This is a genomic window from Vibrio sp. Vb2960 (assembly GCF_033337665.1).
Lineage (GTDB): Bacteria > Pseudomonadota > Gammaproteobacteria > Enterobacterales > Vibrionaceae > Vibrio > Vibrio alginolyticus.
The window spans coordinates 1-26,874 of sequence record NZ_JAWORD010000015.1 but is presented as its reverse complement, the minus strand read 5'-3'; the positions used below and the strand labels follow the sequence as shown (position 1 = coordinate 26,874).

Annotated in this window: 27 protein-coding genes, 1 rRNA gene, 1 pseudogene and 1 riboswitch; of the genes and pseudogenes, 13 read left to right on the top strand and 16 right to left on the bottom strand. The window is 47.1% G+C overall.

Going from position 1 to position 26,874, the window contains the following annotated elements:
* The first annotated feature begins 74 nt into the window (after positions 1 to 74).
* Positions 75 to 437: a hypothetical protein gene (locus R7O03_RS14185; protein WP_017634365.1), complete on the top strand. Its 363-nt coding sequence runs from the start codon at positions 75 to 77 to the stop codon at positions 435 to 437.
* A gap of 70 nt (positions 438 to 507) precedes the next feature.
* On the opposite strand, the gene R7O03_RS14180 is transcribed toward R7O03_RS14185, so the two are convergent.
* Positions 508 to 681: a hypothetical protein gene (locus R7O03_RS14180; protein ID WP_005374332.1), complete on the bottom strand. Its 174-nt coding sequence runs from the start codon at positions 679 to 681 to the stop codon at positions 508 to 510.
* A 234-nt stretch (positions 682 to 915) separates the two neighbouring features.
* Between R7O03_RS14180 and R7O03_RS14175 the strand changes: the two genes are divergently transcribed.
* The 3 genes from R7O03_RS14175 to R7O03_RS14165 all read left to right on the top strand — a co-directional run bounded on the left by R7O03_RS14175 (position 916) and on the right by R7O03_RS14165 (position 4,722).
* Positions 916 to 2,058 carry a sugar diacid recognition domain-containing protein gene (locus R7O03_RS14175; protein ID WP_318131792.1) on the top strand — a complete coding sequence of 381 codons (1,143 nt, stop codon included), beginning with the start codon at positions 916 to 918 and terminating at the stop codon, positions 2,056 to 2,058.
* A gap of 158 nt (positions 2,059 to 2,216) precedes the next feature.
* Positions 2,217 to 3,569: a GntP family permease gene (locus R7O03_RS14170; RefSeq protein WP_017634362.1), complete on the top strand. Its 1,353-nt coding sequence runs from the start codon at positions 2,217 to 2,219 to the stop codon at positions 3,567 to 3,569.
* 16 nt (positions 3,570 to 3,585) lie between these two features.
* Complete coding sequence (locus R7O03_RS14165; protein ID WP_042522351.1) at positions 3,586 to 4,722, top strand: glycerate kinase; 1,137 nt, start codon at positions 3,586 to 3,588, stop codon at positions 4,720 to 4,722.
* 95 nt (positions 4,723 to 4,817) lie between these two features.
* Here the strand turns inward: R7O03_RS14165 and R7O03_RS14160 are convergent, their stop codons facing one another.
* Positions 4,818 to 6,254 (bottom strand): PLP-dependent aminotransferase family protein, encoded by a 1,437-nt coding sequence (locus R7O03_RS14160; RefSeq protein WP_005383306.1) that lies wholly within the window; start codon positions 6,252 to 6,254, stop codon positions 4,818 to 4,820.
* Between the two features lie 92 nt (positions 6,255 to 6,346).
* Between R7O03_RS14160 and R7O03_RS14155 the strand changes: the two genes are divergently transcribed.
* The 3 genes from R7O03_RS14155 (at position 6,347) to R7O03_RS14145 (ending at position 8,344) form a co-directional block, all read left to right on the top strand.
* Positions 6,347 to 7,246 (top strand): DMT family transporter, encoded by a 900-nt coding sequence (locus tag R7O03_RS14155; RefSeq protein ID WP_047102508.1) that lies wholly within the window; start codon positions 6,347 to 6,349, stop codon positions 7,244 to 7,246.
* Between the two features lie 66 nt (positions 7,247 to 7,312).
* On the top strand, positions 7,313 to 7,600 hold the full coding sequence (locus tag R7O03_RS14150) for a hypothetical protein (RefSeq protein ID WP_005374318.1): 288 nt from the start codon (positions 7,313 to 7,315) through the stop codon (positions 7,598 to 7,600).
* Between the two features lie 153 nt (positions 7,601 to 7,753).
* Complete coding sequence (locus R7O03_RS14145; RefSeq protein ID WP_254901939.1) at positions 7,754 to 8,344, top strand: type II secretion system protein; 591 nt, start codon at positions 7,754 to 7,756, stop codon at positions 8,342 to 8,344.
* A 37-nt stretch (positions 8,345 to 8,381) separates the two neighbouring features.
* Here the strand turns inward: R7O03_RS14145 and R7O03_RS14140 are convergent, their stop codons facing one another.
* The 5 genes from R7O03_RS14140 to R7O03_RS14120 form a co-directional block, all read right to left on the bottom strand.
* The gene (locus R7O03_RS14140) at positions 8,382 to 8,909 is read right to left on the bottom strand and encodes a GNAT family N-acetyltransferase (protein WP_047102510.1); all 528 of its coding nucleotides are present in this window, start codon (positions 8,907 to 8,909) and stop codon (positions 8,382 to 8,384) included.
* A 33-nt stretch (positions 8,910 to 8,942) separates the two neighbouring features.
* Positions 8,943 to 9,410, bottom strand: coding sequence for an HAD family hydrolase (locus R7O03_RS14135; protein ID WP_047102511.1), 468 nt, complete (start codon positions 9,408 to 9,410; stop codon positions 8,943 to 8,945).
* 118 nt (positions 9,411 to 9,528) lie between these two features.
* The gene (locus tag R7O03_RS14130) at positions 9,529 to 9,999 is read right to left on the bottom strand and encodes a GNAT family N-acetyltransferase (RefSeq protein WP_005374310.1); all 471 of its coding nucleotides are present in this window, start codon (positions 9,997 to 9,999) and stop codon (positions 9,529 to 9,531) included.
* Position 10,000: 1 nt separating this feature from the next.
* Positions 10,001 to 10,732, bottom strand: a complete 732-nt coding sequence (locus R7O03_RS14125) for a glucose 1-dehydrogenase (protein ID WP_318131791.1) — start codon at positions 10,730 to 10,732, stop codon at positions 10,001 to 10,003.
* Between the two features lie 9 nt (positions 10,733 to 10,741).
* Positions 10,742 to 11,257, bottom strand: a complete 516-nt coding sequence (locus R7O03_RS14120) for a GNAT family N-acetyltransferase (protein ID WP_047102513.1) — start codon at positions 11,255 to 11,257, stop codon at positions 10,742 to 10,744.
* 270 nt (positions 11,258 to 11,527) lie between these two features.
* Here R7O03_RS14120 and R7O03_RS14115 point away from each other — a divergent pair, with 270 nt between their 5' ends.
* The gene (locus R7O03_RS14115; protein WP_005374302.1) at positions 11,528 to 12,622 is read left to right on the top strand and encodes a NapC/NirT family cytochrome c; all 1,095 of its coding nucleotides are present in this window, start codon (positions 11,528 to 11,530) and stop codon (positions 12,620 to 12,622) included.
* Between the two features lie 22 nt (positions 12,623 to 12,644).
* Positions 12,645 to 15,092, top strand: coding sequence for a trimethylamine-N-oxide reductase 2 (locus tag R7O03_RS14110; protein WP_318131790.1), 2,448 nt, complete (start codon positions 12,645 to 12,647; stop codon positions 15,090 to 15,092).
* Between the two features lie 70 nt (positions 15,093 to 15,162).
* Here the strand turns inward: R7O03_RS14110 and R7O03_RS14105 are convergent.
* The 8 genes and pseudogenes from R7O03_RS14105 to thiD all read right to left on the bottom strand — a co-directional run bounded on the left by R7O03_RS14105 (position 15,163) and on the right by thiD (position 21,670).
* Positions 15,163 to 15,890: pseudogene (locus R7O03_RS14105) on the bottom strand (phosphatase PAP2 family protein).
* Positions 15,891 to 16,072: 182 nt separating this feature from the next.
* Entirely contained in the window at positions 16,073 to 16,687 is a 615-nt protein-coding gene (gene thiE, locus R7O03_RS14100; protein WP_318131789.1) for a thiamine phosphate synthase, read from the bottom strand.
* Between the two features lie 62 nt (positions 16,688 to 16,749).
* A complete protein-coding gene (gene thiM, locus R7O03_RS14095; protein WP_318131788.1) occupies positions 16,750 to 17,541 on the bottom strand; it encodes a hydroxyethylthiazole kinase in 792 nt (263 codons plus the stop codon).
* A gap of 18 nt (positions 17,542 to 17,559) precedes the next feature.
* Positions 17,560 to 18,222: a thiaminase II gene (gene tenA, locus R7O03_RS14090; RefSeq protein ID WP_262591180.1), complete on the bottom strand. Its 663-nt coding sequence runs from the start codon at positions 18,220 to 18,222 to the stop codon at positions 17,560 to 17,562.
* Positions 18,223 to 18,276: 54 nt separating this feature from the next.
* Positions 18,277 to 19,227 (bottom strand): ABC transporter substrate-binding protein, encoded by a 951-nt coding sequence (locus R7O03_RS14085; protein WP_318131787.1) that lies wholly within the window; start codon positions 19,225 to 19,227, stop codon positions 18,277 to 18,279.
* A 47-nt stretch (positions 19,228 to 19,274) separates the two neighbouring features.
* Entirely contained in the window at positions 19,275 to 20,075 is an 801-nt protein-coding gene (locus tag R7O03_RS14080; RefSeq protein WP_213893160.1) for an ABC transporter permease, read from the bottom strand.
* Complete coding sequence (locus tag R7O03_RS14075; RefSeq protein ID WP_258615573.1) at positions 20,068 to 20,823, bottom strand: ABC transporter ATP-binding protein; 756 nt, start codon at positions 20,821 to 20,823, stop codon at positions 20,068 to 20,070. The genes R7O03_RS14080 and R7O03_RS14075 overlap by 8 nt, the downstream gene beginning before the upstream one ends.
* On the bottom strand, positions 20,813 to 21,670 hold the full coding sequence (gene thiD, locus R7O03_RS14070) for a bifunctional hydroxymethylpyrimidine kinase/phosphomethylpyrimidine kinase (RefSeq protein WP_005383329.1): 858 nt from the start codon (positions 21,668 to 21,670) through the stop codon (positions 20,813 to 20,815). The genes R7O03_RS14075 and thiD overlap by 11 nt, the downstream gene beginning before the upstream one ends.
* A gap of 97 nt (positions 21,671 to 21,767) precedes the next feature.
* Positions 21,768 to 21,875, bottom strand: a riboswitch (TPP riboswitch).
* A gap of 311 nt (positions 21,876 to 22,186) precedes the next feature.
* Between thiD and R7O03_RS14065 the strand changes: the two genes are divergently transcribed.
* Positions 22,187 to 23,572, top strand: a complete 1,386-nt coding sequence (locus R7O03_RS14065; protein WP_017820998.1) for a TldD/PmbA family protein — start codon at positions 22,187 to 22,189, stop codon at positions 23,570 to 23,572.
* On the top strand, positions 23,572 to 24,915 hold the full coding sequence (locus R7O03_RS14060; protein WP_318131786.1) for a TldD/PmbA family protein: 1,344 nt from the start codon (positions 23,572 to 23,574) through the stop codon (positions 24,913 to 24,915). The genes R7O03_RS14065 and R7O03_RS14060 overlap by 1 nt, the downstream gene beginning before the upstream one ends.
* A gap of 77 nt (positions 24,916 to 24,992) precedes the next feature.
* On the opposite strand, the gene trmY is transcribed toward R7O03_RS14060, so the two are convergent.
* Positions 24,993 to 25,592 (bottom strand): tRNA (pseudouridine(54)-N(1))-methyltransferase TrmY, encoded by a 600-nt coding sequence (gene trmY / locus R7O03_RS14055; RefSeq protein WP_017634347.1) that lies wholly within the window; start codon positions 25,590 to 25,592, stop codon positions 24,993 to 24,995.
* A 158-nt stretch (positions 25,593 to 25,750) separates the two neighbouring features.
* Between trmY and R7O03_RS14050 the strand changes: the two genes are divergently transcribed.
* The gene (locus R7O03_RS14050) at positions 25,751 to 26,275 is read left to right on the top strand and encodes a DUF3087 domain-containing protein (RefSeq protein ID WP_318131785.1); all 525 of its coding nucleotides are present in this window, start codon (positions 25,751 to 25,753) and stop codon (positions 26,273 to 26,275) included.
* 524 nt (positions 26,276 to 26,799) lie between these two features.
* Positions 26,800 to 26,874, top strand: a 16S ribosomal RNA gene (locus R7O03_RS14045); the annotation flags it as partial.

Below are 26,874 nucleotides of genomic sequence, written 5' to 3'. Positions count from 1 at the left end.
CTGCGGTGCGCTATCGATGATCCTTATCAGGTGTAATAAGATTTCCATATCGTGGCGATACAGTTGGAAACGATATGATAAATAAGACAAAAGTTACGTTATTGGCGGTAGGTACGATTTTAGTTGGATGTTCCACAGTCGCGCCACCAAGAAATGATGCGGTTGAAAGCATTCAACAAAAGTGTTCTGTGATTTTAAGCAATGATGTTGCGGGCGATCAGCGCTGGCAGACGTACAACGGCTTGCTTGTAGAATATGCCGTGCATGGCGTTAAGAGTCAGGCGCAACTGGAACGCTTTGAAGCGTTTGTGCAGAGAGTGCAAGATGATGAGTCTGGACAGTTAGTTACTGAGTTGATTGAGGTCACCGACTGGGGATGCTCAAACGGCAATTATCTTGAAGAGATGAGCTTGTTTATTCAAGAAGTTCAAAAGTAAAAAACCGAGCGTTAAGTCGCTCGGTTTTTCTGTTTGTGGAACGCTTTTGTGCGCTGGCTCGTCAGGACGTTTACTCCTCTGGATACTCGCCCATACCTTGCGTTTTACCTTCCGCTTTCCAATGCTCTCCAGGAGCAAATGCTTCATCGCATAAATCTACGGTGTAGCCCATTTCTGTGATTTCCTTCAAAGTGAGGTTATCAGCAATATTTGCAACTTCCCCCGATTTATTCCGTAACTCCATGTTGATCTCTCCTCTGTAGGTAGACGAGTGGCATCAATGCACAGTGAAGAATGCATTGGTAACCTTTGTTCTAAGTATATAACCCGCTGCTAAAAATGAAGGTTTAATCCACTTTTTAAATGTGGGTAATTGGATAATGCTTTGAGCTGCTTCCATTATTTAGAACCGCAGCATCGCGATAGTTTGCCATTTGTGATTTATTGAGTGATTAAACGGTCAATTTGGAAACTCGAAATGGTGATTCTCGACCACGCTTTAGCACAACAAATTGTTGATCGAACCATGTCCATCATTGGTCACAATGTGAATGTGATGAACTCGGCAGGCATCATCATTGGCAGTGGCGACCCTAAACGTGTTGGGCAAGTGCATGATGGCGCGGTACTGGCGCTGAATCATGGCGATTCGCTAGAGCTGAATGAGCAGCAATGTTTGACGTTGCAGGGTGTCAAACCCGGTATCAATATGTTGTTGAAATTACATGGCGACGTGGTCGGTATTGTTGGTGTCACAGGCGAGCCGGAGAAAATCCGAGATTTTGCCAAACTGGTTAAAATGACCGCTGAATTGACAATCGAGCAAGCCGCGCTGGTGGAAAAATTTCAGTGGGACAGGCGTCATCGTGAAGAGTTTATTCTGGCTTGGATCAATGGCAAATTGACCGATGAAGAGCTGAAAGATTGGGCGATGCGTCTTTCTATCGATGTTACTCAACCACGGGTGGCAACGGTGATTGAAGTCTCGACGCCGTCGGCCTCAAAAAGCATGAAGAGTGTGCGCAATATTGTTGAACTGCTTGAATACCCAGAGCGTAACAACCTAGTTGCGATTGTCTCAGTGAATGAAATTGTGGTGTTGAAACCGTGTCATTCCGCCAAGCAGTGGGATAGCCAAGTTGAAAGTGAGCGCATTGATAAGTTGATGTCGCGTTTAAGCGATCACGATTCGCATACGTTTCACATTGCGCTTGGGCAGTTGTTTAATGAGCCTAAAGATGTCGCGTTGTCATACCAAAGCGCGAAGCAGGTATTAGCCATTGGCAAGCAGTTCTACCCAGAGAAACGTAAGTACCTGTTCGACGAACTTCGTTTGCCTGTGCTGTTAGCGCCGTTGGCGGATATTTGGCAAGGTGAACAAATTATTGATGGCGTGAAACGGTTGAAAGAGAAAGACAAATCCGGACAATTATTGAAAACCCTAGATGCGTTGTTTGAATGCAATGGCAATGTGACGGAATGCTCTAAAATGCTGTTTATTCACCGGAACACTCTGCGTTATCGGTTAGAAAAAATCACCGACATAACGGGGCTACCAACCACCAATTTTGTGGGGTTAGCGGAGCTTTATATTGCGACTCGGCTCTCAAAAATGGCGTGACATTGTGCATTTGCACAATACTCGTCATTTTTTGACCACATCATTTGTCACTCCGCCTAAAGGAATTCGAAAGCAAACGATTAATAATTCATGCGTCCCTACATGTTGAGTGAGCCAACACGGACTCGCTCAGCAAAATAAGAATAAATGGAGTTATCATGAACCTTATATTAATCCTGCTTGGGGTGATCGCATTTATTGTGCTCACGACCACCAAATTCAAATTACATCCCTTTTTAGCGCTGATCATCGCAGCGTTTCTTGCGGCATTTGCTTACGGCTTACCGGCAGATAGCATTGCCAAAACCATTGCTTCTGGCTTTGGCGGCATCCTTGGTTACATTGGTTTGGTTATCGTTTTAGGTACCATCATTGGTGTTATTTTGGAAAAAAGTGGTGCGGCGATCACCATGGCCGATACGGTCATCAAAGTGTTGGGTGAGCGTTTCCCAACATTGACCATGAGCATCATCGGTTACATCGTTTCTGTTCCAGTATTTTGTGATTCAGGCTTTGTCATTCTGAACTCGCTCAAAGAATCACTCGCTAAGCGTTTAAAAACCTCAAGCGTTGCGATGAGTGTGGCGTTGGCAACTGGCCTATACGCAACGCACACGTTTGTGCCGCCAACTCCTGGACCGATTGCCGCTGCGGGTAACTTAGGCCTGGAATCTAACCTTGGTTTAGTGATTGGTGTGGGTGTGTTTGTTGCAGCGGTTGCGGCGTTAGCGGGGATGTTGTGGGCGAACCGATTCCAACATGTTGAACCAGATGGCATTGAAGCCGCAGAAGAAATTCAGCAAGACTGGCAAGCACTCAAAGCGTCTTACGGCAAATTGCCAACGGCGAGCCAAGCATTCGCTCCTATTTTTGTTCCTATCTTATTGATCTGTTTTGGCTCTATCGCGAAATTCCCAAGCCTACCGCTGGGCGAAGGTTTTGTGTTTGATGTTCTGACTTTCTTAGGACAGCCACTAACGGCATTGGTGATTGGCCTGTTCCTTTCTGTTCGTCTACTCAAGTCAGACAACAAGATTGAAGAATTTGGCGAGCGAATCAGCCAAGGTATTACGGCTGCTGCGCCTATTCTTTTGATTACCGGTGCGGGTGGTGCTTTTGGCGCGGTATTAAAAGCAACGCCGCTAGGTGAATACTTAGGTACGACGCTATCGGCGCTGGGCGTGGGTATTTTCATGCCATTTATCGTTGCGGCTGCGCTAAAGTCGGCGCAAGGTTCATCAACGGTTGCATTGGTGACCACATCGGCTTTGGTTGCGCCTATGCTTACGCAATTGGGGCTCGATTCAGAAATGGGCCGCGTATTAACGGTGATGGCGATCGGTGCTGGTGCGATGACGGTTTCTCATGCAAACGACAGTTTCTTCTGGGTAGTTTCGCAGTTTAGCCGCATGTCGGTGGGCTTAGCGTACCGCGCGCAAACCATGGCTACGCTCGTTCAAGGTGTCACGGCAATGGCATTGGTGTACATTTTGAGCCTCGTTCTCTTATAAGTCTCTGGAAATACGTATGAAAGTGGTAATTGCACCTGATTCATTTAAAGAAAGCTTAACCGCCAAACAAGTGAGCGAGGCGATCAAAACGGGTCTTGCTCGCGTATGGCATGATGCCGAGTTTGTTACGGTTCCGGTCGCAGACGGTGGCGAAGGCACGGTTCAATCTTTGATAGATGCAACTCAAGGCGAACAAGTCTTCACAACAGTGACTGCGCCATTAGGGAATGATGTTGAAGCGTTTTATGGCATCCTCGGCGACGGCGAAACTGCGGTTATTGAAATGGCGGAGGCCAGTGGGCTACACCTTGTGCCGAGTGACGCTCGCGACCCAAAACTGACCAGTAGCATTGGTACCGGACAGCTGATCAAACACGCGCTAGACAGAGGCATTCAACGTTTAATCATTGGTTTGGGCGGCAGCGCTACCAATGATGGTGGCGTGGGCATGTTGACCGCGTTGGGGGTGGCGTTTCTTGATGAATCTGGTCATGCAATTACCCCAAATGGAGGCGGGTTAGCGGCGCTTGCGTCCATCGATATTTCTGGTCTTGACCCTCGTTTAGCAACTTGCGAAGTGTTGGTAGCGTGCGATGTTGATAACCCACTCTGTGGTGACAAAGGCGCGTCGGCTATCTTTGGCCCGCAAAAGGGAGCGACCGTATCAGACGTTACTCTGCTCGATAACGCATTGCGCAAGTTTGGCGAGTTGACGGAACAAGCGACGGGTAAGCATGTACTGACTCGTGAAGGGGCGGGTGCTGCTGGTGGTATGGGCGCGGCCTTGCTCGGGTACACGCCAGCACGTTTGCAACCGGGAATTGAGATTGTGCTTGAAACGGTCAAACTTGCTCAGCATGTTGCGGATGCGGATATCGTATTTACAGGCGAGGGTCGAATCGATCATCAAACCGCACATGGCAAAACGCCGATGGGCGTTGCTCAGGTCGCCAAGCAGTGTAATTTACCAGTCATTGCATTAGCAGGCTGTGTGGGCGACAACTATCAGGCGGTTTATGAGTGCGGCATTGATGCGGTGTTTGCTTGTGTACCAAGGGCGATGAGCTTACCTGAGGCCATGAAAGAGGCCGACGTCAACGTTGCTAACTTAGCCGAAAACGTCGCGAGAATGTGGCAAATTAAGTCGCACTGAAGGCGATGACGATACGAAAAACTCCACCTTTGCGTGGAGTTTTTTGTTGTTACGTGTTTGCGTGTGTAGGCATAAGTTCATTTAGCAAGAGCGAGTTAACAGGCATGCTTTGCTATCAATTTTGCCAGTGTTTGCATCGCTTGACTCCAATCGGTTTCATGACCAAAGTTTGCCACGCTGAGGCGTACGCAATGCCGATATTGCCCTTGAGTGCCAAATACGGTGCCGGGAAGTAGGCTGATTCTGTGCTTATTGCATGCTTGATACAACGCATAGCTGTCCGTGTCTTCGGGCAGTCGCAACCAAAGTAAGAACGAGCCTTGTACGGCGTTGATCTGGTATCGATTTTTTAGAGGTTCGTATTCATCCAAGTATTGATGAAGCATCTGGATAAATCGTCGCATGTTGTTTTGATAAACCCGACCCATTCGCGCAGTATGCGTTCGATACTTGCCTGACGTTAGAAACGTTGCCACGGCGGATTGCATCAGGTTCAAACTGCCCATGTTCTCACACAGTAGATATTGTTCAATTTGATCTCGATATCGCCCCGCCAACATCCAACCAATTCTCAAACGCGAATCGAGCGTTTTGGATAACGAATTCACGTAAATTACGCGTTGCTTGTCATCGAGCAATCTCAAGCTTGGTAACGGCTTGTCATAGCTTAACCCGCCAAACACATCGTCTTCGATAATAGGAATATTGCCGGACGCCAATAGTAATTGTTGACGCTTTTCTAGCGGCATCATGGCACCAGTTGGATTGGTGAAGTTTGGCGTTACGATGATCGCTTTTATGTCCCATGTCGCCATTGCTTTTGCTAAGGCTTCGGGGCACATACCGTCGCGTGGGCAACTCGGAATTTCCACCACTTTGAGGCCGAGTGATTCTAGCATCAATAAGTTGCCAAAATAGCAAGGGGACTCCACCGCGACGATATCGCCTTTTTGTGTCGTTGCGCGCAGCGCTAGGCTAATGGCTTGTTGCGCGCCGTGCGTCACCATGATCTCATCCAACTTGGCTGGCGTGCCCAAATCTTGTGTGATTTTCGCTAGTTGTTTGATTAAGAGGTGATCACCGGGTGGTAATTGGTAATGGCTCGGTACATGCGTTTGCTGGCGGCTGTGGCGGCCGATCTCGGCGTACAAGCTTTTGATCGCGGGGGAGTCAATGTTTGGGTGGGCAGAACCGGTAGGCAAACGCTCTTGGTATTCAGGATAAGTAAGGATTTCTTTGCAGATTGAGAGCAAATCCACGCGAGTCGGATCCGGAATTGAGCGAGAGGTCGGCAAGGCGACTTTAACTCGATAACCCGATTTGGGAACCGAGTAAACCAAGTTTTGTGCTTCCAGCTCTTGATACGCACGAATCACGGTATTTTTACTGACGTTTAATTCTTGGCTCAACGAGCGAATGGAGGGCAGTCGATCATCCGCCTGATAAACGCCACCATTGATGGCTTGTTTGAGGTGTTTTTCCACCACGAGGTACTTATTCCCTTCACCGCTTCCCAATAAATCTGTACCCATAAAAACACTTCCATCTGTCACTTTTTGAAAACACTGTACCTAATTACATTAGCAGTATCTCAAAACATAAAACAAGCGTGAGTGAGGCGATCATGTTAATCCGAGCCATCCCTTTTGTATTTGTCATCCTTTGGGCTTCTGGATTCGTTGGTGCGCGTTTTGGTTTGCAATATGCCGAGCCAGCGACACTACTTTCTATCCGTATGGCATTCAATGTCTTATTGTTTTTGGTTCTTGTGGCGGTATTGCGTAGAAGGTTGCCGACAGGAAAAGATTTTTGGCACAGCTGTGTGGTTGGTGCGTTGATCCACGGTTTCTATCTGGGCGGTACTTACTTCGCTATCGCCTTGGGTATGCCTGCTGGGTTGAGTTCGTTGTTGGTGGGTATTCAACCGATTTTAACCGCGGCTTTGCTGGTGGCGTTTGTTCGTGAGGAGTTTAAGCCCTCGCAATGGCTGGGTTTGGCTCTTGGTTTTGTCGGTATCGCTATGGTGTTGATGGGCAAAATGGAGTGGCAATCCGAGCAGCATAAAGTGCTGGCTATTGGTTTGTGTTTATTGGCTTTGGTTGGTATCACGCTAGGGACGCTTTATCAGAAAAAACATTGCCAACAAGTGGATATGGTGGGTGGTGCGACGGTGCAATATTTGGCCGCGCTCATCATGTTTCTGCCCGTTGCGATGCAGTTTGAAACCATGCAAGTGCAGTGGGAACTGGAGTTTATTTTGACTGTGTTGTGGTTGGTCGTCGTGCTCTCTTGTGTAGCTATTCTACTGCTGCTGTACATGGTTAAGAACGGTGCTGCATCGAGCGTAGCTTCTGTATTCTACCTGGTGCCGCCAACGACGGCGATTCAGGCTTGGCTCGCGTTTGGAGAGTCATTTGATTGGATGGGGATTTCTGGTTTCGTACTGGCAGCTACGGCGGTGTATTTGGTGGTTAAAAAGCCGGATCTGACGATAAAGAAATCGATTCAAACAGAATATACCTAAATTGGGTAGGGACATTTGCGTACCAGTGGGTACAATCTGCTTCATCTTAATCCGTGGAGCAGAATGATGAAGGTAAAGCCAGATCGAATGACCGCCATGCGTAGCATCATCGAGCAAGTAAAAGCGGAACTACCAATTTATGAACCAGAAACGTTTGTATGTGGACCAGAAGGGCAGTGCATTGGCTGTCCGAAGAAATTGTTGGAAATGGTCGATTCAGAAGTCACTTATTGGGAGTCAGCCATGGAGCGCGGCATTGTTCCGCAGTTCGATGAGATTCGTCGTTTTGGCAAAATGTGCACGAATGTTCGTCGTGGTCTGGTGCGAAATAATGTGCCTTTACTCAGTAACTAGAGAGTAAAAATCGTCTAATATCTGACACATAGCGTCGTTTTGTTACACTGCTCTTTGGGTGCTGTTCTCAAGTTTGCGTGGTGTTTGTCTCTTCTTACCCTTTGGGTCTTTAATCGTAAAAAATTGGCGATATATTGGCTCGGTCTCACATGGATGTGGGGCTATTGTCTTGGGCTAGTTGAGATAAGAAACGTGAAATCAAAGGGATTTACGCTGATGGAAATCACCATAGTGCTTACCACTTTGGCTTTCATCGCATTAGCTGCTTTACCAGTACTACTCGATATTCATCGCCAAGCATACGCTGCGATGCTGCACAGTTCTCAGTCTTCTTTGGGTACGGCTCTCAAATTCTTTCATGCTCAAGCTGTGATTGATAACGCTTACGGCCAAGAGCACGTTCACTACATTGACCGACATGTCAAAACACGCAAAGGCATGCCAGAAGCGAGTGCCGATAGTATTCGAGCTTTGTTAGAAATCGATCTACCAGCCAGAGGTTATTCGAAAATTGACGTGCCGTGCAAAGGCAGTGATTTTTGCATCATCGGTCAGCAGCACCCAAACAGTGCTCATTTTGTCGCTATTCCTGATTATCAGTTCTTAGATAAATCGGGTGTTGATCGCGTGGTGTACATTTGGCCGCAAGGTTACACACTGGCAGAAGAAGCATGCTATTTCTACTACGTGAATCAAGCCTCTAACGATTCAATTGTTCGAGGGCATGTGACGCAAGGGTGTTAACTCCGAATAAGTGTTGCGAACAACGGTTATCGTGACTCTACAAATCTGGGCTTTTCGAACGGCTTTGCGCTTTATACAATATCATTTTTTGACTCATCAAGACTTTACCATTTGGCAAGGTCACTTCCCCAAGTTCTCCCTGATGTTCAAATCCAAACCGTTCATACAAAGCAATCGCTGGTGTGTTGGTTGTGTATACGTAGAGTGCGATTTGGTCGTAACCAAATTCCCAACCACGTGCGATCGCGACTGCCAATAGTTTCCGCCCCAATCCTTTGCCTCGGTAGTTTTTGTCGATGTGAATACCAAGAATACCGACGCGAAGGCGTTGCCCTCTTTCGTAACCGCACATCTCAGCTGGGTAGATTTCAACACTACCGATAAGTTTTTGGCGGTCAAACGCGACAAACTGAGGGATGGACTCGTTTTCCACACGTTGCAGGATTCTGCGAAGCGTTGCGTTATCGGGTGCCGGAGAAATCAAAAATTCCCCTTCGGAGTACACTCGATTCCACAGCGCGGTGAAGCGCGCGATATCGCTCACCTTGATGGATCTGATTTGCATTCATCTTCCTTGATTAGTGCAGGTTAGTAACGGTTAGGGGATAAGCTCAGATAAACAACGAATTTGGTTAGGAATGGCTTCGGCTGGTGCATCAGCGCCCGTTGGGTTAAACCAAATTGTGTTTACGCCCGCTTTCATCGCAGGGTAAATATCTTTGTGAGGTAAATCGCCAACCATGGTTATTCCACTTACGTTAACCCCTAACTGTTTTGCGATGGCGAGATAAAACTCAGGTTGGTTTTTAGCGATACCGAGGTTGGCAAAACAAAAATAGCCATTTAAGTATTGGTCTAAGTCGACGCGAACAAATGCACGCTGAATCTCTTCCATGTTGGAATCAGATGCACTGGTCGCAATGTAGATGGGATGATTTTGGGAAAGTATTGCCAGTGTTTCTCTGGCTTGAGGAACTGCTTCTACGTGTTCCCAATCGCACATTTTTCCTTGTGCGTGAGGGAAATCTACCATCAAGGTGTTCCCCCAATCGAAAAGATAAATCATGTTCGAATCTCCTTATCCGCACATCATATCGTCTTTTTCTAAAATCAGGGGGTAAATTGCATCGATAAATGCGATTTAGGTGGGTTTAGTCGTGAAAAGCGCTTAATTGTCGTTATCGTTACAAATGTTTCAGCATAATGCGTGAGTTAGTTTTAAAACCTTGATTATCGTAAAAGCGCTGTGCTGGCTGATTGAATTCCATCACTTCCAATCGAACTTGTGTGGCATTGGCGTCGCGCGCCCATTGCTCACAGGCTTGGAGCAGTTGGCGGCCGATTCCTTGCTGCTTTTGCGCTTCATCGACAACAATTGTTCCCACGCGACAAATTGGGTCTTTGATCAGAAAACTGACGGTGTCGTTTTGGGTGATCATCGCGGTTAAGAAGCCGAGAATTTGCTGTTCGCGTTCGGCAATCAAAAAGAGTCGCTCTTTGTTCTCTAGTGCTTGTGCAAGAAATTCACGGTCAGCTTCTGAAGGCGCAACAAAGGCTTCTGGCGCATTCGCAAAATGCAGTGAATTAATTTGAAAATTAAGCTGAAAAATTCCGTCTAAATCATCGGGAATCGCTTGTCGGATATGGACTTGCATTCTATCTGCCCCCTGCAATATCGATAAATGATCCTGTGACATAAGAGGCTTCGTCACTTAATAGCCAAGCGATCGCATTTGCCACTTCTTCTACCGTGCCACCGCGTTTAAGAGGAATTTGAGGGCTGAGTCTATCTACTCGGTTTGGTTCTCCGCCGTCGGCATGCATATCAGTGTAAATGAAACCAGGTCGAACGCCATTGACGCGAATATTGCGCTCTGCCAACTCTAGCGAGAGCCCTTTAGTTAAGGTATCCATCGCGCCTTTTGATGTGGCGTAATCGACATACTCAAATGGCGCGCCTGAGCGCGACGCTCCAGAGGAGACATTCACAATTGCACCGCCTGCACTGAATCGCTTCGCCGCTTCTCGACAGCAGAGAAAACAGCTATTCACATTGGTGTTCATTACTTTCTGAAAGCGTTCCAAGCTGACTTCTGACAAAGGCGATTGAGTAAATAGGATGCCAACGTTGTTGACCAAGTGCGTCACTGCACCAAATTCACGTTCTGTTTCATCAAACAAGGAGAGCACTTGCTTCTCATCGGCTACGTCTGCGGCGATGGCAATCGCTTTGCCACCGTTTGCTTGTATTTCTGCCACAACTTGGTCGGCGGCCTCTTGCTGAGTGCGGTAATTAACGCAAACGCGATAGCCTTGCTCGGCCAGCTTTTTCGCCGCTGCGGCTCCAATGCCTCGGCTTGCGCCGGTAATGATGACTACTTTATTCAAAATACGTCCTTATTTTTGTAGTGAGTAGATTTTATCGGCGTAGGGTTTGCCACCAATTTGGTATGCGTCTGGAATGACCTCAATGAGTTCGAAACCACATTTTATCAGGACACGCTCTGACGCAATATTGCCTTCAGTGACCGTCGCGGAAAAGTGGTTGATGTTATGTGTCGAGGTTGCCCAGTATAGAAGCGCTTGAAGAGTTTCTGTTCCAAACTGTTGGCCATGAAATTCCGGCAAAAGTAAGTAACCTACCTCTGCCTTACCGTTTTCAATAGCAAAGCCAGTGATGCCGATGGGTTGTTCTGATTGCTTATTGAGTATTACAAGGCAAAGCCAATGCTGGCTATTTGGGGTCCATGGTAATAATCGCGAAGCAAATTTTTCTCTTATTTCTGTTTCGCTGGGACGATCGAAACAGAGCGCAATAACCTCTTGTTCGGAGAGCAATCGTTGAAAGAGTTCCCAGTCACTGGCTTTGATGGGTCTTAATTGGCTTCTGTGCGTCTCGATATAAACTGACATGCGTGTCCTTACTGCATCAATGTGGAGATTCAGTCTCTCATCCTCTTATCTGTTTAATCAAATAGTTGCATTCATAAAAGTGATTTATGTGGTGAATAGTTGGCTAGGTAATGGATTATTGCCATATATTCATCTTTGAGATGTAAATAACAAAATTTCATACTTGAGGCATACAGAGCAACACGGAAATGATGTGGATCAAGAGAGGGCTACCCATAAAGTAGTAATTTGCGACCTATAATTACATTTTATTTGGAAGTGTTGCTAATTATGTCAATAAAAAAACGATATGTTGCACTGCTGGTTGCTGCCGGAATTGGTGTGGGCTGGTTAACTTTGGGGGGGAGTGCGGCAGTAATGCATTACACCTCAGATACTGAATTTTGTCTCTCGTGCCACTCTATGGAAACCCCTTACAAAGAGTACCAAGGCTCAGTGCACTTCAGTAATGCGAAAGGCATTCGCGCGGAATGTTCTGACTGTCATATTCCTCAAGAACCAATGGATTACCTGATCACCAAAATTCGCGCGTCGAAAGACATCTACCATGAATTTGTGACAGGTAAGATCGACACGCCAGAGAAATATGAAGCACATCGTAAAGATATGGCTGAAACGGTATGGGCTCAGTTCCGTGAAAATGATTCAGCGACGTGTCGTTCGTGTCATGATTTCGATGCAATGGAAGAGTTTGAGCAATCACGTGATGCGGCGAAGATGCACGCTTACGCGAAAGCAAACGATCAAACGTGTATCGATTGTCATAAAGGTGTGGCGCACTTTGCACCAGAAGCAGAGCTAGACAGCAAGGCATTTGAAACGTTGATGAGCTTCACCACAAAAACATCACCTAATGCCAAGGTTGTTTACCCTGTGACTGAAATCGCAATGGGTGAGATGGGTAAAATTAACCCAACGACGAAGTTGGAAGTAATCAGCTCTGAAGGCGACAACCGCACTGTTAAGTTGAACGCATTCCAAATGAAAGGCGCAGAGCAAGTGCTTTACATGGGAGAAGGTCAACGTGCCATCGTTGCAACGCTAACAGAGCAAGGCCAACAAGCGCTTGAAACTGGTGAATTTGAGGCAGATGTTTACGGCAACGAATGGCGCGCGGTTTCTCTAACTGGCGCTATTGATTCTCCAGTTGTTGACACGCTTGAACCAGTATGGTCATACGCAGAAGAGTTGGACAACGTTTACTGTGCAACTTGTCACGCGAAAATTCCTTCAAATCACTTCACAGTGAATGCATGGGGACCGGTAGCGAAAAGTATGGGTGATCGAACTGATATTTCAGCCGAGAACCTAGAAATTCTAACCAAGTTCTTCCAGCACCATGCAAAAGATGTGGTTGGTCACTAACGATAAATAGAAGGATAAGATTATGACTAATATGACCCGTCGCGGATTTCTAAAAGGCACTGGTATGGCGGCTGGTGCAATGGCATTCACTTCATTTGCACCTATGTCTGTTGCGTCTTCAAACCAGCGTGGCAAGGGCATTTTGACAGCGGGCCGCATGGGCCCAATGCTGTGTGAAGTGCAAGACGGTAAGCTGGTTTCAACCACGAACGCATTGCCACAAACGGTACCAAACAGCCTACAAAGCACCGGTCCTGACCAAGTGCACACTAAAGCGCGTGTCAAGTACCCAATGGTTCGCAAAGGTTACTTGGCAAACCCATCAGCTCCCGAAGGAGTTCGTGGCAGCGATGAATTTGTACGGGTGTCTTGGGATGAAGCTTACAAGCTGATACACGAGCAGCACATGCGCATTCGTAAAGAATATGGCCCGGCTTCTGTGTTTGCTGGTTCTTACGGCTGGCGTTCAAGTGGCGTGCTGCACAAAGCACAAACCTTGCTGCAACGTTACATGAGCATGGCGGGTGGCTATTCAGGCCACTTGGGTGATTACTCAACGGGTGCTGCGCAGGTCATCATGCCGCACGTTGTGGGCTCTATCGAAGTATACGAGCAGCAAACCACGTACCCAGTGGTACTAGAGTACAGCGATGTGGTTGTGCTTTGGGGCTTAAACCCGATCAACACTCTAAAAATCGCGTGGAGCTCAACAGACTGTGCTGGTCTTGAGTTCTTCCATCAGTTGAAAAAGTCAGGCAAGACGGTTATCGCTATTGACCCTATTCGTTCTGAAACCATCGAGTTCTTTGGTGAGAATGCGGAGTGGATTGCTCCTCACCCAATGACCGACGTGGCAATGATGATGGGTATCGCACACACCTTAGTGAAACAAGGTAAGCACGATAAAGCCTTCCTCGATAAATACACCGCAGGTTACGACAAGTTTGAAGCGTACCTGATGGGCGAAGAAGACGGCGTAGAAAAATCAGCAGAATGGGCATCACAAATCTGTGGCGTACCTGCGAAGCAACTTGAGCTACTGGCTGACATCTTCAGTAAAAACCGCACCATGCTGATGGCGGGTTGGGGCATGCAGCGCCAACAATACGGTGAGCAGCGTCACTGGATGCTGGTTACACTGGCAACGATGTTGGGCCAGATCGGTTTACCGGGCGGTGGTTTTGGTTTCTCTTACCACTACTCAAACGGTGGTAACCCTGCTCGTGATGCTGGCGTACTTCCTGCGATTTCGGCATCGCTGGGTGGCGGCTCTTCTGCGGGGAACGACTGGGCGGTGTCTGGCGCGGTGCAAAGCTTCCCTGTGGCGCGTATTGTCGAGGCGTTGGAAAACCCAGGTCAATCCTACCATCATAACGGTCATGAACTGACGTTCCCGGACATCAAGATGATTTGGTGGGCAGGTGGTGCGAACTTTACTCACCACCAAGACACCAACCGTCTGATCAAAGCGTGGCAAAAGCCTGAGCTGATTGTGATTTCAGAGCCTTACTGGACGGCGGCTGCGAAGCACGCGGACATTGTTCTGCCAATCACCACATCGTTCGAGCGTAACGACTTAACGATGACGGGTGACTACAGTAACCAACACTTGGTGCCAATGAAGCAAGTGGTTGAGCCGCAAGGTGAAGCGCGTAATGACTTCGATGTATTCGCGGACATGGCAGAAATGCTAGCTCCGGGTGGCCGTGACGTATACACCGAAGGCAAAACCGAAATGGAATGGCTGTACGGCTTCTACAAGGCGGCGCAACAAGGTGGCCGTGGCTCTCGCGTAGCAATGCCGAACTTCAGCAAGTTCTGGGAAGATAACCAACTGATCGAGATGAAGTGGAACGAGAAGAACGCACAGTTTGTTCGTTACGCGGATTTCCGTGAAGACCCGATCATGAATCCACTCGGTACACCAAGTGGTAAGATTGAAATCTTCTCGAAAACCATTGAAGGCTATCAGTTGGAAGACTGTCCTCCACACCCAACGTGGATGGCACCAACCGAGTACACTGGCAATGCAAAAGACGGCGAGTTGCAGCTAATGACCGCGCACGCCGCGCATCGTCTACACAGCCAGTTTAACTACGCGAAGATTCGCGAAGAGTACGCAATTGCAAACCGTGAACCTATTTGGATTCACCCTGAAGATGCGAAAGCGCGTGGTATTAAAACGGGCGATCTAGTTCGTGCGTTTAACAACCGTGGCCAAGTATTGGTTGGTGCAGAAGTGACTGACCGAATCAAGCAAGGCTCAGTATGTATTCATGAAGGCGGTTGGCCGGATTTGGATCCGAAAACCGGCATTTGTAAGAACGGCGGTTGTAACGTGTTAACGTTGGATATTCCGACCTCTCGACTTGCAAACGGCTGTGCGGCAAACTCCGCACTGGTTCGTATTGAAAAATACACTGGCCCAGAATTAGAACTAACAGCGTTTGAACCACCAAAAAATGGCTAGACAAAAGTAGCGCTTTAAAGCAAGAAGCCAGCGAATCGCTGGCTTCTTTTTTATCTAGTAATCGTTCACATTAGCGCGAAGCAAGAGAAACAAACGGCATCTGTTTCTTAATCTGAAAAATGTCGGGAGTAAAGTAAATACAATCGCGACAAACAAGACTGAGCCTATTAAATCTTCAGGGCGATGCATGCCCAGCCATAAGCGGCTATATGCGACGCTCATTCCCCACATCCACAATGACAGTGCAGAGATATAGCACTTGTTCTGTAAGAACAAACCACCAAAGAAAGCCAAACAAATCGAAACGAAAATCGTATGGCCGGATGGGAAAGAATAGTCTTTCTCGCCTTGCCAATGGCGCGTTCGCCAATCACTGACGTGTTCAGAAATCTGGTTAATTACGTTGGCTTGCTGCTTTGTATCCAACTGATAAAACGTTTCTGGTGTTTCAATCAATTGTTCTGCTGCGAGCAATTCCGTGTAGGGACGCGGGCTTTCTGTCATTAGTTTTAGCCCCGTTTTGCTGGCAAAGCCAATCACAAGTAACAGCCCTAACATTGAGAGTTTTTGTATCCACTCAATGCGACTTGGTTTAAAGCGAAATAAAGAAAGCAGTAGCAGTGTTAACGTAATTAAAAAACCTTTGCTACCAGCAGAATCTGTGAGCAAAGTAAAAGTAATCCCCAGACTTTCAGGCACCTGTGAAGTGAGATTGTGATAAGAGCCAAACAGCGACATTGGGATGATGCCAAGAACAAACAAGGCGAGCATCATCAATCCATATTTTTTGGTTTTCATTGAGAGCGTTTTGTTTTTATTGAGGGTTATTCAACCACGTGAAAATAAGGGGCTTATCTTACGTTATCTGGCGTGAAAAACTTATCAACGCTCTGTCAATTTGACGAGAGAATGAAGGTTGAGTGATGAATTGATGACATTTATCCGGAGGGTAAAGGCGCTCATCCTTAAGCGTTGGGGCCTTAATCCATCAGAGAAAGTAAGTACTCTGCTGCTTTGGTTGGGTTTTCTGCATGACAAATGGCAGAAACCAAAGCCAAACCATGCACACCTGTCGCACTCAGGGCAGGAATGTTGGTTTCGTTGATGCCACCAATCGCGACGATTGGTAAGGGCGTGGTGTTCAGCGCCATCTTCAAACCATCAATACCCCAATGTTTTTTGGTGTTGGTTTTGGTTGGCGTCGCGAAGATCGCGCTCAAACCGATGTAATCAATCGGCAGAGAGTCCGCTTCTGCAAGCTGCTCTTCATTTTCGATGGATAAGCCGAGGATTTTGTTTGGTCCAATCAACTCACGAGCGATAGTTGCGGGCATGTCTGATTGCCCGAGGTGAACCCCATCAGCATCGACAGCCAGTGCGACATCTACGCGGTCATTGATGATCAAAGGAACATCGGTATCTTTAAGGATGTCTTTGACGGCTTGAGCACGTTCGATAAACGCACGCACATCGCCGTGTTTTTCGCGGACTTGTACTATGGTCACGCCACCTTCCACGGCTTTTCTCACGACACGTTTTAGTGTGGCTAAATCTTGTTGGTCATCGGTGACCAAATATAAACGATAGGCGTTCATTTTGTTTCCTTTGGGCCTCTCATCTAGGTGGAATGAGAGGCCGGTATTTGTTAGAGAAAAGCTTAGCTCACTTGCAGTTTTAGGCGTTTTGCCAGCGTTTCTTCATCCAACTGGTAAAGCTCATCCAACAGGTTCATTTGCAGGCTACCTGGACCACGAGCTTGTTCCGCTGCAATCTCGCCAACAACGCCCAGTACCGCCGCAGCAGCAAGTCCGGAGTGATCACCAACAGCAGCGAAAGCACCCGTCAGTGCCGTTAGTGTACAGCCCATTCCGGTTACGTAAGGCATCATCTCGTGACCATTATTCAACTGGACGGTTTGTTCCTTCGTGACGATGTAATCAGTCTCGCCAGAAATCACTACGCTCGCACCATACTCTGAGACTAAGAAGTTTGCTGCGCCAAGTGCTGCGTCGCTGCTGTCTAGTGCATCGACGCCTTTGCTTTGTGCTTGCTCGCCAGCGAGTGCAATGATTTCTGAAGCGTTACCACGAATGATCAACTTGTCGGCAAGGCGTGCGATTTCACGTGATGTCTCTGTACGTAGTGAGCTTGCTCCACAACCGACAGGGTCGAGTACAACGATTTTACCATTGGCATTGGCTTGCTCTACGGCATAGCTCATACGTGGTATCCAAACGCTGTCTAGGGTACCAATGTTGATAACCAGTGAACCCGCGAACGACATCATCTCTGCCATTTCCTGCTTAGAGTGCGCCATGATTGGAGAAGCGCCGATAGCCAATAGCGCGTTTGCCGTGTTGTTCATCACCACGTAGTTAGTGATGTTGACGACTAATGGCTTTTGCTGGCGTACTGCGGTTAATGCTTGGGTGATTTGTTCAATTAACATGAGATTCTCCAATTAACCTTATTGTGCGTTTAGACCTTGTTGCCAAAACGCCACTTCCATACGTGTTGCGGTTTTGAATACCTGAATCAGGTTTTGACCACGCTGGCTGTTGATATCAATTTCTGCTAGCAACTGATTAAAGTGTTCTGCCCCTTTTGCGACACCAGATTGGAATTCCTCACCACCGTAGAGGTTGATCCAACTTGCATATGGGTTGCCTTCGATTACTGTCTTTTCATCTTCAATCAGCATCTTACCGATGACGGCATAACCGATGGAGCATGGCGCTAGTGCCGCGTATAGATCAACAAGATCGCCCGTCATGCCAGCATCCAATACGTAGCGGGTGTAAGCCACAGTGCCGAAATCTTCTGGCTCGTTTTCTAGGTCGGATTCCGTTAGCCCCCATTGCTCACAGTAAGTCACGTGATGGGCGATTTCAGAATCTAGCAATGCATGTACGCTTGGGAGCGCGCGGCGCATGTCATCCAAAGTACGCGCTTTGTAGATCGCTAATGCGTAAGCTCGTGCGTACTGTTTTAGGAAAAGAAAATCCTGCTTTAGGTAATGCAGAAAACAAGGCTGAGCCAGAGTGCCCTGCGCCAATTGCTGCACGAAAGCATGCTCGGTGTATTCTTGCCAATCTTGGCGGCAAGCGTCGATCAAATCTTGGTATTTCATTATGGGTATCTCGTTATCAAAAGACCCTAGGCTTAGATCCTAAGGTCAGTAGAATTAGTCAAAATTCGGTACGTAATCTTTCGCTTTTGGCAGTGTTTCGATGATTTTTTGTGAATACATAAACTCGGCGTAATCATCGTAGCGTTTCAGATCTACTGCAGATGGACGAAGAGCGAAACGAGTTAGTGTGTCGTTCCAAGCGCGTTGGTTAAGCTCGTTGTTGAGTGTGTCTGGTGAATAAGCCACAAACTCTTTCCACGACTCTTTTGGATGGTTAACGATGTAAGTGGTCGCTTGCTCTAGTGCTTTGTTGAATGCCTTGATGGCTTCTTTGTCGTAGGTTTTTGCATTGGCTACGAAGACTAACTCGTCATACGCTGGTACTCCGTGTTCTTCAGGGAAGAAGGCTTTAGCTTTATAACCTTCTAGTGCCAATTGGTTGGTTTCGAAGTTACGTAGACCGCCCCAAATCGCATCCACCTTGCCAGACGCAAGAGACGAAGATAGCGCCCAACCTACGTTGATGATTTGTACGTCAGAAAACTTCACGTTCTCTTGTGCTAGCATGGTGCCGATTGTCGCTTCTTCGTTGCCTGCGATCGCAATACCGATCTTCTTGCCTTTCAAGTCGCCAAGCTTTTCATTCTTACCGTTATCTAGCACCATCAGCGTGTTGAGTGGCGTAGCAATCAACGTCGCAGAGCGGATTAGTGGTAAACCAGCCGCGACATCGATAGTTAGGCTTGGTTGGTAAGAAATCGCCATGTCGACTTTACCCGCAGCGACCAACTTAGGTGGTGTGCTTGGATCTGCAGGCTCTTGAATATTGACCTTCAAACCTTGCTCTTTGAAGTAACCACGCTCTTTGGCAATCACGATAGGACCATGATTTGGGTTGACGAACCAATCCAACATCAGTGTCATCTCTTTTTCTGTTGCAAGCACATTGGTTGATACCACTGAAGCGAGTAGAGCAGCAGCGCTCATAAGTTTGTTTTTATTCACGGGGTTGTTCCTTTTCTTTCCCAATTTTCTTTGGTTATTTTTTGTAATTATTTGCTTTCCCAAGGGATGGCTTTTTTCAATAATTTATCGGTGATGAAGTAGAGTGAGATAGACAGCACGGCGAGGATAAACAGCGCCGCAAACATCTCATCAATGATCATGCGAGCATTAGCTTGGAGCATCAGATAACCCAAGCCTTCACTTGAACCTACCCACTCACCGACCACTGCTCCAATCGGCGCAATAACGACGGCAACACGAATGCCTGAGGCTAAAGTTGGTAGGGCGGCTGGCAATTGAATATGACGAAGTAACTGCCATTTAGACGCGCCCATGGTCTTGGCAAGGTCGAGGTAACCTGTTGGTGTATTACGTAAGCCGTCGTAGCAACATGTGGTGACGGGGAAAAAGATGATGATCGCCGCCATGACTACTTTCGATGCAATGCCGTAACCGAGCCAAAGCATGAGCACTGGCGCGATGGCGAACACAGGGATCGCTTGGCTAGCAATCAGAATAGGCAATAACCAACGCTTCAGCGGCTCGAACATCAGCATTTGCAATGCGAACAGCAAACCCATCGATAATCCAAGCGCCAAGCCAAGTAAGATCTCTTGCGCGGTAACCCAAGTATGTTTGAGCAAGACATCGTAACGAGTGACCAATCTATCCAGCACTTCAATTGGTGAAGGTAAGATGAAGCCTGGCATGTCGAATACCACCACAACCAACTGCCACAATCCCAAGATCACCGCAGTGCTGATTACCAAGCGCAGAGCTGGATGGGTCACGCGTTCTTTTTTACCAATACGTGCCGAAACGGAGTTGTACTGAGTCATATCACTCATAGTCTTTCTCCAATTGATCCAAAATCGCTTGTTGAAGCGCGGCGCACTCTCCATCGAGAACTCGTGGTGGCTTGGAATCCGGAACAACCAAGTGCTGAGCTTGCGCAGGCGTGCCTTGCAGTACATAGAGTTGGTGAGCTAATCGCACCGCTTCTTGTGGGTCGTGGGTAATAAGAACAACGGTTTTATCTTTCAGTAACTCGGCAGACAAGGTTTGCAACTTATGGCGAGTAACCGCGTCCAGTGCAGAGAAAGGCTCATCCATCAGAACTAGAGGCTTGTCTTGCATCAGAGTGCGAGCAAGGGCAACACGCTGTCTCATGCCGCCAGATAGTTGAGCTGGCTTAGCATCCGCGTAATCGGCGAGTCCCACTTGGCTGAGTAAAGTCAGTGCACGTTGTTTATTTTGCTCTGGTGCTTGCACTTGAGAAAATCGAGAACTGAGGCAGACGTTGTCTAACACATTCAACCACGGTAGCAATAAATCCTGCTGAGCCATGTAAGCGATACGGTCATGCAGTGCAGCGCCATCCGTTGTGATGAGTTCGCCATGCCAGTCAACTTGGTCATCCAGTAGGCCAGCTAAGTAACGCAATATTGTGGTTTTCCCGCAGCCACTGCGACCAAGTAACACTGTCCATTGATTAGCAGGAATAGTCATACTCAACCCTGCTAGCGTTGGTGTTTGGCTGTCTTTGTATCGCAGACTAGCATCGGAAAGCTGAATGCCAATCGCGTTAGCGAACATAAGTATGACCCGCAAAAAAGTGGTTCACAGGGCCATGGCCTTTACCTACATCCAATTCATCAGCGTGTGCGATAGCTTGGCTGATGTACTGCTTACCCAGGTGCACCGCTTTGTGTAGGTTGTTGCCTTGGCCAAGATAAGACGCAATGGCGGAAGAAAGTGTACAGCCTGTGCCATGAGTGTTTTTGGTTGGAAATCGCTTGGCGCTAATTAACTCGGCACTGTCTTGCATGATAAGCAGATCGTTGCTGTTTTCATTTTCTTCAAGGTGACCGCCTTTGAGCAGAATAGCTTTGGCGCCAAGCGCACGAAGGTCGGTAATCATATCGTTCATTTCAGATTCTGATTGAGGCATTGGCTTACCCGTCAATGCTGCGCCTTCGGGTAGGTTAGGGGTAATGATGTCTGCGAGCGGAATCAATTCTTCTTTTAAAGTGCTGATTGCCGACTGTTCCAGTAATAGATCGCCGCTGGTGGCCACCATCACAGGGTCAATCACGAGGTGTTTTGGCTGGTATTGTTTAATTTTGTCTGCAACGACTTTGATGATGTTGGAATCTGCCAGCATGCCCACTTTGACTGCAACGATGTTGAGGTCGGTAAATACTGCATCAAGTTGGCTCTCTACATGGTCGAGAGGAATGGGGAAAATCGCAGAAACGCCTTGGGTATTTTGCGAAGTAATCGCCGTGATTACCGAGCAAGCAAAACTGCCGGTTGCGGACATCGCTTTGATGTCGGCTTGAATACCTGCACCGCCACCACTGTCTGAGCCCGCGATGGTCAATACGATAGGGGTAGGCAAGGCTGGCGTGTGATGTGAATGAGGTTGTGATTGCTGCGTCATGGTCGCTCCTACTACAAGACGTATAGGAACTGACTTTGACCGTTGCAGATAGATCGATTTTTCGATCGCTATCGCTTACCTAAGAGGGGCGACGAAAGGCAAAGTGTGCATAGTTCCCTACGTCAGTGCTAACTGAATCAGGTTCAACGGGTCTCGAATTTCGATCTCAGCCAACACTTGTCGTGTGGCCCCCCGACTATTTCGTTCGGATGATAGCAGGACCATTGCGGAAGGGATACGTTTTTTGAGCGTAATTATAATGAGTATTCAATTATGCGAGGTGAGTGATAAAGTAAGCACCTAAATGGTTTGCTGGGTGGAATTTACTAGTGCAACGCTCTGGTGAATGAGCAGAACCTGGAATATTTAATAAATAATCGTGGTCTCGTTAAGCAAGGATTAGCACAAAACAAGGTTAAAAAACTGTTAAAATTTAACGTGTTGCCAATTTAACTTTGTTGAACTTTTTCACAGTTAATTAGGAAGGCTAAGACGATCATCGAGCAAGGAGACTTCATGCTTAATTCTGTAACAGCGAAGTCAGTGATCGATCATGCGCTCTTTTTGGGGGCTGATTTCGCTGAACTATTCGTTGAACATCACCAAACCAACACTGTCCAGATCGCATCTGGTGAAGTGGATAAGGTTAACTCGGGTATCGATTTTGGTATCGGTATTCGTCTTTTTTTCGGTCATAAGGTGCTTTACGGTTACACCAACAGCACAGATGAAGCCGAACTAAAGCGCGTAACCTCGCTGCTTGCTGCAAAAGACAAGCGTGAGCAAATCGCGTCAGCGGGTTCTTTGAATTTGAACCGCTACCCAATCCAACATGGTTGCCGCATGCCGCTAGGTAAGGATGCTAACCTAGATTCAAAAATCGCGTTTCTATTGAAAGTTGACCAAGCCGCACGTGCTGAGAGTGAACATATCAGCCAGTTTATTGGCAGCGTTCTTCAGCGCGAGCAACAAGTGTCTATCTTCAACTCAGAAGGTCTACACGTTGACGATACTCGCCACTACATTCGTGTTGCTGGTAACACTGTCGCGCAAAAAGGTAATGAGCAGTCTTCTGGTATGGAAGGTCCTGGCGCTCTTGCTGGTTGGGAATTCAGTGAACAGCTTGATGCCAAAGAGCTAGGTCAAACTATCGCGCAGCAAGCGTTAGTAAAACTTGGCGCGGATGCTTGTCCATCGGGTGAAATGCCGGTGGTGATTGGTAACGGCTTTGGCGGCGTTATCTTCCATGAAGCATGTGGTCACTTGCTAGAAACCACTTCAGTTGCGAAGAAAGCATCAGTCTTCCACGACAAGATGGGCGAAATGGTTGCTCACACCGCAGTGAATGCAGTCGATGATGGCACCATGACCAACGAATGGGGCTCGATTCACATTGATGATGAAGGTATGAAAACTCAGCGCACTCAACTGATCAAAGACGGTAAGCTAACCAGCTTCATGGTCGATAAAATGGGTGGCATGAAGACAGGTTATGAGCCTACGGGTTCTGGTCGTCGTCAAAACTACAAGTTCGCACCAACCTCGCGCATGCGTAACACCTTTATCGAAGAGGGCGAGCATTCACTTAATGACATGCTGGCAGGCATCGAACGTGGTATCTATGCGAAGAAGATGGGCGGTGGCTCTGTTCAACCGGGTACGGGGGAGTTTAACTTTGCTGTTCGTGAAGCCTACCTCATTGAAAATGGCAAAATCACCAAGCCTCTGAAAACAGCAACGCTGATCAGCACGGGTCCAAAAGTGTTGAAAGAAATCAGCATGGTCGGCAAAGACATGGCGCTTGCGCCGGGCATGTGTGGTTCCGTGAGTGGTTCAGTACCAACAACTGTCGGTCAGCCAACGCTGAAAGTAGATAACATTCTGGTAGGAGGCGGTAACTAATGAGCCAAGAACAACAACTTCTTAATGCGGTTGATTACGTCCTATCAGAAGCAAAACGCCAAGGTGCAGAAGCGGACGTAATTGTAAACCGTAACAGTAGCTTTTCTTTGAAAGCGAACCAAGGAAAGCTGGATGAGTACAAAGTAAGCTCAAGCCAAGTTCTGGGTGTTCGTGTTGTGAAAGATGCGCGTGTTGCAACAAGCTATTCTGAGTCGTTAGAGCAACCAAGCTTGGATTTAATGCTAACTAATGCGCTGCAAAGTGCTCGCTTTTCCAAGCAAGATGAACATCAGACTATTAGTTGCGTTAACAGCCAAATCACGACTGATGTTGCTGAGATTGTGCAAGAAGATACCACTTCTGTTGACGAAAAAATCGAACTGTCTCTCGCACTTGAGCAAGGCGTAGTGGCTCTGCCTCACGCTTCTAGCGCACCTTACAATGGTTACAGCGATGGCGAAACACAACTGATCATTGCCAATACTCAAGGCACATTGTGTCAACACTTCGAGCGCTCGTTCACTTGTTACGCGTATACCTTGTTTGAAAAAGACGGCAAACAGTCAATGGCGGGTAGAATGTCACTGGGTCGCCGTTTTGATGAGTTGAATCCAGCTTACTGTATAGAAGGTGGCTACAACCTTGCTCGTGATCTTCTGGAAGGCGCTCCGGTTGCGACAGGTAACTACCCTGCTATTTTCCACATCAATGCGCTAGCAAGTTTATTCGGTGCTTTCGGCAGTGCTTTCTCTGGCGTAAGCGCGATGAAAGGCATTACGCCACTGGGTGACAAGCTTGGTCAACGTGTTGCGAGTGATTTAATTACCTTTACTGATACGGCTTACATGCCAAATGGTATGGCAATCGCGAGTTTTGATAGTGAAGGCTTCGCTACTCAAGATAATGTCATGATTGCTAATGGTGAGTTGAAAACCTTGCTACACAACAGCCAGACCGCAAGTTACTTGGGCGCAGTCTCGACAGCAAGTGCCGCTCGCGGTGCAAAATCGAGCCTAGACGTATCAGCGAATCACAAAGTGATTGCGACAGGCAACAGCAGTGCATCAGAAGTAAAAGCGGGAGAGTACCTAGAGTTAGTCGAGCTTCAAGGTGTCCATTCTGGTGCGGATGCAGTGAGTGGTGATTTCTCATTTGGGGCGAGTGGCTTCTTGTGCCGTGATGGTGAGCGCATTCAACCAGTACGTGGTATTACAGTAGCGGGTAACTTCTACAAGATGCTGCAAGAAGTTGAGGCAGTGGGTGATACTCAGTTAGTTAACGATAGCCGCACTTTCTTCTCGCCAGACGTTCGCTTTGCACGCTTGAGCATTGGTGGTAAGTAAACGTAGCATTCCTATAGAAACAAAAAGAGGACTCAATGGAGTCCTCTTTCTTTTATAGAGTGATTAACTCGCGAGAATTAAAATTCGCGAATGTCCAACTCATTGTGGATCAATACCACACACTGAGAAGCGAAAAGCATCTTAGGACCTAAGCTGATTTTCTCTGTGCCAAGGCGCTTCAAGCTGTTAAAAGACTTCTTCGGCATCGGTATATGGTCAGTTAGCAAGAAACATGGATTTTCACCAATTTCTGCATCACGAACAAATTCGCCTTTCTTATCCAGCATATATAGTTGGTGATCTTCTGCCAGCTCTTGTACTAGGCGTTCAAAGCTCACTGTACGAACGGTAATACCAGGTTCGACTTCACGAAGTTGCTCTTTGCCCATACCAACCGAAGCATCCAAAGCGCGAGCCACTGCTGCAATCAAGGTTGACTCATGGAAGCCGCCAATGTTGGTGATGTCGTTAGAGCGAATAGTAATGGTGCGTGAGAAATCTTTTGTGCTTTCTAAAACCAAGTGAACAACCACATCTTCACGGTGTGATTGAGCAACGAACATCGTGTTCATCATGGTATGAGCAAGAATCTCTGTATGCGCTTCATTACCAACACCTTCTAACAGTGCTTTGCTGGTGGTTGGCGCCGCGCGAGCTCGTAAAACAAAAGAGCGCATGAATTTAGCCTCTATATAGGAAGAGTGAATGCGCGGAAGTATATACCCAAGCAGGGAAGGGATGCGAGTTTAATAGCAAATGTGAACTTACTTACAAAGCTTCGATTGTCGTGCGGAGTGCGCTGGTTAAAATAGAGGTAACCTGTTAGGAGCGGTATATGGAAATCAAACAGATAAATAAAGACATTTATAAAAAGAAAGTAAGCCTTGTGATTGGCGGTTTTGTTGCGTTGCTCGCCATCTCTTCTCTTGCCTTTAGTACCTTGCTGATTGTTTTGTTTGGCAACACTGAAGTCGTACCAGAACAATCAACGGGCAATTTCCATTGGAATTTGATTGGTGTCGTTCTCGCAGTTGCAACTTCCCTCTCTTTATTGAATCAAATTAAAACTCGACCATACATGGAAGAAGTGCTGTACGTTTGGAAACTCAAGCAGCTGCACAACAAGATCTTTCGTAAACTAAAAAGCATTAAAGCAGCCGCGAACAATGGCGATGTAAAAGCGCTGACGATCCTTAAGTTCTACTATACGACTCAAAGTCAGGTGTTTGAGCTAGACAACAACACACTGACGATGAGCAGTGTAAATAAAGAATTGGAGGCGATCGAGCAAATCGAAGCGGCGCAATCAATGAGTCTCGATATCACAGGCTTTGAAGAGTCTTGGCTAGACACATATTGATTGCCTATTTGCTACTTGAAGTTAACAACTGAGTGCTAAAATTAAGCGTTTGAGTGAGATTTAATCATTCGACGCTTTTTTTTTGATTTTTTTTCTGAAAAGGGGTTGCCAAGAAAAATCATCTCCCTATAATGCGCCTCCGTTGTCAGGGCAAAGCGGAAACGCAAAAGCGGTTGGCAAGAAGGCGAAAGAAAACTTCTAAAAATTAATTTAAAAAAGTGTTTGACACTGAAAATTAATTCCTTAGAATACGCCTCCGCTTCGATAGCAAAGCTTACGAAGCAAGCTCTTTAACAATATAGACCTATCAATCTGTGTGGGCACTCGTTGATGATAATCCAATTAGAAGCTTCGGCTTCAAATTAGGTTTCAATGAAACGAAGTGACCAATCAAGTCTTCGGACTTGGCACAGTCAATTCATTATCGTTCTGTTGGAACGATAATAGCTTTAAAATTACATTAGTAGTTTTGAAGTCAGTATTCATTGAGCCTCTCCCTATTTATTTAGGGAATCAAAAACTTTAAATTGAAGAGTTTGATCATGGCTCAGATTGAACGCTGGCGGCAGGCCTAACACATGCAAGTCGAGCGGAAACGA

Coding starts and splice junctions, on each gene's coding strand:
- R7O03_RS14185 (WP_017634365.1), top strand. CDS start 75: ATGATAAATAAGACAAAAGTTACGTTATTGGCGGTAGGTACGATTTTA.
- R7O03_RS14180 (WP_005374332.1), bottom strand. CDS start 681: ATGGAGTTACGGAATAAATCGGGGGAAGTTGCAAATATTGCTGATAAC.
- thiM (WP_318131788.1), bottom strand. CDS start 17,541: ATGTTAATTGAACAAATCACCCAAGCATTAACCGCAGTACGCCAGCAA.
- thiD (WP_005383329.1), bottom strand. CDS start 21,670: ATGACGCAGCAATCACAACCTCATTCACATCACACGCCAGCCTTGCCT.
- R7O03_RS14160 (WP_005383306.1), bottom strand. CDS start 6,254: ATGGGTACAGATTTATTGGGAAGCGGTGAAGGGAATAAGTACCTCGTG.
- R7O03_RS14120 (WP_047102513.1), bottom strand. CDS start 11,257: ATGTCAGTTTATATCGAGACGCACAGAAGCCAATTAAGACCCATCAAA.
- R7O03_RS14145 (WP_254901939.1), top strand. CDS start 7,754: ATGTGGGGCTATTGTCTTGGGCTAGTTGAGATAAGAAACGTGAAATCA.
- R7O03_RS14110 (WP_318131790.1), top strand. CDS start 12,645: ATGACTAATATGACCCGTCGCGGATTTCTAAAAGGCACTGGTATGGCG.
- R7O03_RS14165 (WP_042522351.1), top strand. CDS start 3,586: ATGAAAGTGGTAATTGCACCTGATTCATTTAAAGAAAGCTTAACCGCC.
- R7O03_RS14075 (WP_258615573.1), bottom strand. CDS start 20,823: ATGTTCGCTAACGCGATTGGCATTCAGCTTTCCGATGCTAGTCTGCGA.
- R7O03_RS14155 (WP_047102508.1), top strand. CDS start 6,347: ATGTTAATCCGAGCCATCCCTTTTGTATTTGTCATCCTTTGGGCTTCT.
- trmY (WP_017634347.1), bottom strand. CDS start 25,592: ATGCGCTCTTTTGTTTTACGAGCTCGCGCGGCGCCAACCACCAGCAAA.
- R7O03_RS14115 (WP_005374302.1), top strand. CDS start 11,528: ATGTCAATAAAAAAACGATATGTTGCACTGCTGGTTGCTGCCGGAATT.
- tenA (WP_262591180.1), bottom strand. CDS start 18,222: ATGAAATACCAAGATTTGATCGACGCTTGCCGCCAAGATTGGCAAGAA.
- R7O03_RS14080 (WP_213893160.1), bottom strand. CDS start 20,075: ATGAGTGATATGACTCAGTACAACTCCGTTTCGGCACGTATTGGTAAA.
- R7O03_RS14060 (WP_318131786.1), top strand. CDS start 23,572: ATGAGCCAAGAACAACAACTTCTTAATGCGGTTGATTACGTCCTATCA.
- R7O03_RS14135 (WP_047102511.1), bottom strand. CDS start 9,410: ATGATTTATCTTTTCGATTGGGGGAACACCTTGATGGTAGATTTCCCT.
- R7O03_RS14150 (WP_005374318.1), top strand. CDS start 7,313: ATGAAGGTAAAGCCAGATCGAATGACCGCCATGCGTAGCATCATCGAG.
- R7O03_RS14065 (WP_017820998.1), top strand. CDS start 22,187: ATGCTTAATTCTGTAACAGCGAAGTCAGTGATCGATCATGCGCTCTTT.
- R7O03_RS14050 (WP_318131785.1), top strand. CDS start 25,751: ATGGAAATCAAACAGATAAATAAAGACATTTATAAAAAGAAAGTAAGC.
- R7O03_RS14175 (WP_318131792.1), top strand. CDS start 916: ATGGTGATTCTCGACCACGCTTTAGCACAACAAATTGTTGATCGAACC.
- thiE (WP_318131789.1), bottom strand. CDS start 16,687: ATGAACGCCTATCGTTTATATTTGGTCACCGATGACCAACAAGATTTA.
- R7O03_RS14140 (WP_047102510.1), bottom strand. CDS start 8,909: ATGCAAATCAGATCCATCAAGGTGAGCGATATCGCGCGCTTCACCGCG.
- R7O03_RS14130 (WP_005374310.1), bottom strand. CDS start 9,999: ATGCAAGTCCATATCCGACAAGCGATTCCCGATGATTTAGACGGAATT.
- R7O03_RS14170 (WP_017634362.1), top strand. CDS start 2,217: ATGAACCTTATATTAATCCTGCTTGGGGTGATCGCATTTATTGTGCTC.